This is a genomic window from Petrotoga mexicana DSM 14811, assembly GCF_002895565.1.
Classification (GTDB): domain Bacteria; phylum Thermotogota; class Thermotogae; order Petrotogales; family Petrotogaceae; genus Petrotoga; species Petrotoga mexicana.
The window spans coordinates 1-4,994 of the sequence record NZ_AZRN01000017.1; the positions used below are offsets into that span (position 1 = coordinate 1).

At 31.2% G+C, this 4,994-nt stretch carries 8 protein-coding genes; 4 read left to right on the forward strand and 4 right to left on the reverse strand.

All coding sequences use genetic code 11. The features are described from left to right. Positions 1 to 161 precede the first annotated feature (161 nt). Positions 162 to 1,487 carry an ADP-dependent glucokinase/phosphofructokinase gene (locus tag X927_RS05070; RefSeq protein WP_169925145.1) on the forward strand — a complete coding sequence of 442 codons (1,326 nt, stop codon included), beginning with the start codon at positions 162 to 164 and terminating at the stop codon, positions 1,485 to 1,487. Between the two features lie 568 nt (positions 1,488 to 2,055). Here X927_RS05070 and X927_RS05075 read toward each other — a convergent pair. Genes X927_RS05075 through X927_RS05085 form a run of 4 tightly spaced genes read right to left on the reverse strand, consistent with a single transcriptional unit; the run spans position 2,056 to position 3,000 of the window. Continuing rightward, entirely contained in the window at positions 2,056 to 2,358 is a 303-nt protein-coding gene (locus tag X927_RS05075) for a transposase (RefSeq protein ID WP_103077020.1), read from the reverse strand. Beyond that, positions 2,319 to 2,603: a transposase gene (locus X927_RS05080; RefSeq protein ID WP_169925146.1), complete on the reverse strand. Its 285-nt coding sequence runs from the start codon at positions 2,601 to 2,603 to the stop codon at positions 2,319 to 2,321. Before X927_RS05080 ends, X927_RS05075 begins: the two co-directional genes overlap by 40 nt. A 24-nt stretch (positions 2,604 to 2,627) precedes the next feature. Beyond that, positions 2,628 to 2,801: a hypothetical protein gene (locus X927_RS10170; RefSeq protein ID WP_169925147.1), complete on the reverse strand. Its 174-nt coding sequence runs from the start codon at positions 2,799 to 2,801 to the stop codon at positions 2,628 to 2,630. After that, positions 2,785 to 3,000: a hypothetical protein gene (locus X927_RS05085; RefSeq protein WP_103077022.1), complete on the reverse strand. Its 216-nt coding sequence runs from the start codon at positions 2,998 to 3,000 to the stop codon at positions 2,785 to 2,787. The genes X927_RS10170 and X927_RS05085 overlap by 17 nt, the downstream gene beginning before the upstream one ends. A gap of 224 nt (positions 3,001 to 3,224) precedes the next feature. Here X927_RS05085 and X927_RS05090 point away from each other — a divergent pair, with 224 nt between their 5' ends. From X927_RS05090 to X927_RS05100, 3 genes are all read left to right on the forward strand, one after another. Beyond that, entirely contained in the window at positions 3,225 to 3,743 is a 519-nt protein-coding gene (locus X927_RS05090) for a D-lyxose/D-mannose family sugar isomerase (RefSeq protein WP_103077023.1), read from the forward strand. Positions 3,744 to 3,803: 60 nt separating this feature from the next. Then, positions 3,804 to 4,205 (forward strand): hypothetical protein, encoded by a 402-nt coding sequence (locus tag X927_RS05095; protein ID WP_281255686.1) that lies wholly within the window; start codon positions 3,804 to 3,806, stop codon positions 4,203 to 4,205. 108 nt (positions 4,206 to 4,313) lie between these two features. Continuing rightward, positions 4,314 to 4,994: hypothetical protein (locus X927_RS05100; protein ID WP_146026581.1), on the forward strand; the 681-nt coding region annotated here is incomplete at its 3' end.

Sequence of the window (4,994 nt, forward strand, 5' to 3'; positions counted from 1 at the left end):
GTAAAGCCAAAAACTGAGAACAACATTTCACCACCTTTCAAATAAAGATAAAGGATGAAAGTAAAAGAGATAATAAAAAATAATAAAAAGATCAAAAGACAGATTTTTAGTACTATTTTTTAAGTTTCATATCCATACATATTATACGAGGAGTGAAAAGAGTGGAGTTAAACGACAAATACCTGTTAGCCTATAAAAACATTTGTTCAACTGAAACAACAAGGTCGGATCAAAAAAAAATACCTGCTTTTGGTTATTCAAGTAATTTAGACCTACTTTGTGATTTTCATTCTGACGTTCTTAATAAACATCTAAATAAATTTTTGCCTAGGTTAAGTTATGTAGATATTGTAAGATCTGATAGAATCGACACTTTGGATGATTTATTAAAAACTATAGCTTTTTTTTGCATAAATGGAATAGGTGGTGAAGTAGATATTGGAAATATAGATTTAGAAATTTTGGGGGATCTTTTTGATTGGAAATACGGAATAGGAGGCACAGCGGCACAAGCTGCAAAGGCTTTGGCTGCTGTGAATTTTTCTTCAATTGTTCATTTAACGGATAATTCTAAAGAAGTTTGTGATCTGTTGTTTTCTCCATATATATATGTGGTTAATAAAAACGGGAGAATAGTACATACAAATGAGTTAAACTCATATGAAAATCCGGAAATACATTATATTTTCCAATTTAAAAAAGGAGAAACTATTAAAATAGGAAATGAGAAAACCCTAATACCTAGTTCCAATAGGTTAATTCTTACGAAAACAACTATTAATAACTTCCTTCCGTTTAATAAACCTTTCTTTGAATATATCGAAAAAAATGCTAATAAAATAGTGAGTAATTTAGTATCTGGTTTTAATACAATTGTTGATGAGAAGTTATTAATAGATCGTTTAGATTTTGTTGTAAAACATATAAAAAAATATAAAAATAAAAACCCCTCAGGAATAGTTCTTTTTGAAGATGCCCATTATCATAATTTTCAAATTAAAAAATTGTGTTTGGAAACTATTCTGCCATATATTGATATTTTTAGTTTGAATGATGAAGAAATAAAATATCTTCTTGAAAGTTTTGAATTTTTTGGGGATACGGAAGATATTATTTATATAATTCAAGGAGCTGAATTTATTAAAGACAGATTTAACATTCAAAAAGGGATTATTGTTCATTCTAAAGATTATTCTATGTATATTGGTGATTTATTCGATATTAATATTGAAAGAGGACTTATTTATGGCAATTTATTAGCTACTTCAAAAGCAATGTTTGGGGAATATGGAAATAAAGAAAAAATTCTAGAAGTTTTAAAATTGCCAAATAGTAACAAAGGAACCATTGCAGAAAACAAAGTTTCTAAAAGTAATTATTGTAAGAGAGTGGTTATAGTTCCAACAAAATATATTGAAATGCCAAAATATACAATTGGATTAGGAGATTCTTTTATTGCTGGTTTTCAAATAACGTTTTTAATGTAGCTTTTTAGTTTGTTACTTTTTTCAGCAAAAGTAATAAGCGAAGATGAGAAAATATAAACAAAAATTCGACAATTTTGATTAAAACAATTATAACATTAAAATCTTTGAATCTATTTTTACTTTTTTCAATAACGAACTGAGTTAAATCATCGATAGATTTGGTAAATTATCTCATCTAAACAGTAGAACTCAAAATCAAAGTAGCACAAAATATAGCACCATATGTATTGGAAAAGGGCTTATCCCTATTATTCACAGCCAATTTACTGAATTTCAGAAAAATGTTGGAAATCTTTTTAGAAACTATGTATGGCGTGTAATTCTTAGTAAAGCCAAAAACTGAGAACCACATTTCACCACCTTTCGAATGAAGGTAAAGAATTAAAGCAAATCAAGGAAACCTCAATATGTATGCCTCAAAGCATTATTTGAAAATTCTTGGTTTTACTATGCTGTGTGAATCAAGTATGATAGTTCCCCATTTAATTAATAAAATTTTAAATATTTTCTATTTAAAAAATCCTCATTCAGTCGTACTTCTAGGTTGAAAGTAGCGGTTGTTGTTTATTCAGGTTACTATTTCTCTTTTTAATTTTTTTGCTGTATAATTGCCATGAACTCTCAATTCTTGATTTTGTAACTTGTAATGATAGTTAGGATCATATTTTTTCCCGTTCTTTACCAGTGAATATATTATTCTCAACAATTTTCCCACTACAGCTAACATAGCAACAGTATGTGATTTACCTCTAGTACGCAGTTTCATGTAATAATTCTTGAAGTATTCATTGTTTTGAATAGCAGTGGTGGCAGCGATGTAAACAGCTTTTCTTAGGTACCTGTTACCTTTTCTTTTCTCTTGATAAAACAACCTTTTTTCATTTGACCTGATTCCTCCGTACGAGGATCGATGTCAACGAAAGCCACCAAGGCAGAAGCAGAATGGAATCGGCTGATATCTCCTGTTTCTGCTACAATATTTAAAGCTGATTTGCTGAAACCATCAAGAGATTGTATTAATTCTACCTGGTTTTTAATTACATCGTTTGATGAATTGTTCAAGGTTTCTTTTAATTTTTCTTTGAAGAGCTTTTGATCTGATTCAAGTTTGAACAACAATTCTATTCTTTTTTGAAGAGCTTACTCATGTGCATCGTTGCCACTTGCTATTGAATTTTTAGAAAGTGTAATGATTTGGTCCAACTTATTTTCATCGAAATACAATTGATTATCTATCTTCATCGCATCGATAAACTGTTTTTTGTTGGCTGTAGCGATCTTCCTTGCAGAAGGGAAGTTATGCGATAAATTCATTAAACTCTTGGTAAAGATATTGGATTGAAAAGATTCCAGTTATAATCTTTCTTTTGCTGAACTTTTTAAGGATATTGTCGAAAGTTATAAAGCCACTCATATTCTGTTTAAGTTTACTGCTAACGATTTTGATTCTATCTGAATTGGAGACGTAGTAATGAAAAGAATTTTTAGAAATATCAATACCTACAAAATACATATTTTTTCACCCTACTTTAGTATTGTTTAAGAATCCACCTTTTACAATCATCCTTCTAATACGGTCTTGAAAGGTCAATCAAGTATCGGATTTATGAACGGAAGTTGGGTGACGAACGAACTCTTTGACGAACTTAAAAGTTCAGACAGTATAGTGTTCTACTACCCACTCATTTTTTAAGAAAATAGTTGTTTATGCTTAGGTAAATAAGGAGGTTTAAATCTATGTTGGACAAAGAAACATATGAAAAAGTGAGAAAGAAAAGTTTAGAACTTTTTGAGAAAGCAGGTATCGCTCTAAGAGAAGATGAAAAGGAAAATATAGAGATCGTTGATGGAGGATTAGGAAATGTCGAAGAACTAGGTCTTGAAATTGTTACCTATGTAAATACCGATAGATACTGTGCTAAAGAAATGGTCCTTTTGCCTAATCAAACATGTCCTGAACATAAGCATCCGCCTCATGATGGAGATATTGGAAAAGAAGAGACCTTCAGGTGCAGATATGGTAAAGTATTTCTTTTCGTTGAGGGAGAAAAGAACACTTGGCATGTACAACCACCAAATGAATATTTCACAGCACCTCATGAAATAATTTTAAACTCAGCAGAACAACACACCATACCTCCAAATACCTTACATTGGTTCAAGGCTGGAGAAGAAGGTGCCGTTATTTCTGAATTTTCTTCTCACAGTGACGATGCAACTGATATATTTACAGATCCAAACTTTAAAAGAATTTGAAAAGAAGCACCAATTTCCGGAGGTAGTGGCGATACGATTGGTCATAAACTAATAGCTGACATTCAATTTGCCATAAGATATGCTTTTGATGTAGTCAAAGTCTTACTGCCCTGGGGAGAAAAAGAAAATATCCAGATGGAGAGTATAGAAGTTGTGGAAAAGGTAGCCAATGAGTGCGACAAATGGAATATACCGCTCATGGTTGAACCTGTCTTATGGGGCAATAGCATACCAAAAGAGAAGAAGAATGATCCAGAGCTTATAGAACATGCCTCACGAATGGCACTTGAATTTGGAGCAGATATATTGAAGATTCCATACACCGGCGATGAAACTGAATTTAAAGAATTAGTTAATAATTTAAAAGTACCCGTTTTTGTTCTTGGCGGCCCTAAAATGAATGATATGGAACAGCCACTGCTACAGCTTGCCTTTCAAAAAGTGGAACAACAGATGGCGTAAAGGATATAGAAATCATGATGAAATTGTATGAAAATTTACCAATGAGAAAACTATAAATAAGAAGTAACAAATTCAATTAATAATAATTCCACCTAAAGAGGATAAAGCATGTTAGAAAACATAACCAAGAAAAAGTTAGAAAATGGATTAAGAGAAGTAAAAAAATTTCAAACTCTAAGTATTCTGCAAATTCCGCAAATGGAATACTTTGAAGACAAAGAAAGGAAATTCAAGCCAGAACTCAACGATTCAATAGACTGGAAAAAGATAGAAATAGAAGAAACGTGGGGAGGGTACGATAAGGTATTTTGGTTTAGAAAAAACATCGAGCTGCCTGAGAATATTGGCGAAGAAAGACTTTTTTTGAAGGTTTCTTTAGAAAAAGATGGTGATTTGGACGTTATTCCTGATTATCCTGAATCTTTGCTCTTTGTAAATGGTCAATTCGTTCAAGGAATAGACAAATACCATAAAGAGGCTATAATATCTCCAAAGATTGTACAAGGAAATGTATTGAGTATATACTTAAGGTCATGGACTGGCTTGAGAGGGGAATTAAATTATACGTTTTCAGGCTTGGAACTTTACAAAATAGAAAAATATTCACAAAAGTACTATTTCCTAGCAAAGAATATTCTTGACACAATCGATCAACTAAGTCAAAATGATATTGTAAAAGTAAAATTGTTCAACATTCTAAATGAGTCTTACAAAAGAATCAATTTTACAAAACCCCGATCCAAAGAATACTATGAATCAATAAAAAACAGGCTCCTTGTCAAATATGGT